This is a genomic window from Planomonospora algeriensis (assembly GCF_977012225.1).
Window position 1 is genome coordinate 1 of sequence record NZ_CDRNDK010000998.1, and the last position, 739, is coordinate 739.

The 739-nt window shown below is 74.4% G+C and carries 1 protein-coding gene; it reads right to left on the reverse strand.

The genetic code is table 11. The annotated features are described in order from the left end of the window. Positions 1–639 (reverse strand): ribulose-phosphate 3-epimerase (gene rpe / locus ACWJ6R_RS37430; RefSeq protein ID WP_449066721.1); only part of this gene is annotated, 639 nt, incomplete at its 3' end. Positions 640–739 lie beyond the last annotated feature (100 nt).

Genomic DNA, 739 nt, shown 5'->3' on the forward strand with positions numbered 1-739 from the left:
GGCCCGCAGGGCGTCCACGGCGGCGGCCGGGTCGCCGGCGCCGTAGACGGCGTTGCCCGCGACGAAGACGTCGGCGCCCGCCTCCGCGCAGCGCTCGATGGTCTCGGCCGCGACCCCGCCGTCGACCTGGAGCCAGATCTGCCCGCCGTGCCGTTCGATGAGCGCGCGGGCCCGGCGGATCTTCGGCAGGACCACGTCGAGGAACTTCTGCCCGCCGAACCCGGGTTCGACGGTCATCAGCAGCAGCATGTCTATCTCGCCGAGCAGGTCCTCGTACGGCTCGACCGCGGTCGCCGGGTTCAGCGCGAACCCGGAGCGGGCCCCCGCGGCGCGGATCTGGCGCAGCGTGCGGACCGGCGCCCTGGCCGCCTCGGCGTGGATCGTCACGCTGCCCGCGCCGGCCTCGGCGTAGGCGGGGGCCCAGCGGTCCGGGTCCTCGATCATCAGGTGGCAGTCCAGCGGCAGGGACGTGGCCTTGAGCAGGGACTCGACGACCGGCAGGCCGAGCGTCAGGTTGGGCACGAAGTGGTTGTCCATCACGTCGACGTGCAGCCAGTCGGCGTTGGACACCGCCGCGGCCGCCTCGGCGAGGCGGGCGAAGTCGGCGGACAGGATGCTGGGCGAGATCTGTACGGCCATGGTGATCCCGAGTCTATGGGGCCGCCCCTCCGCCCCCTCCCACCGGCCGCCGCTTCGGCCTCTCGTCCGTCGGCGGCGCGCGCCTGACCCCGCCTCCCGA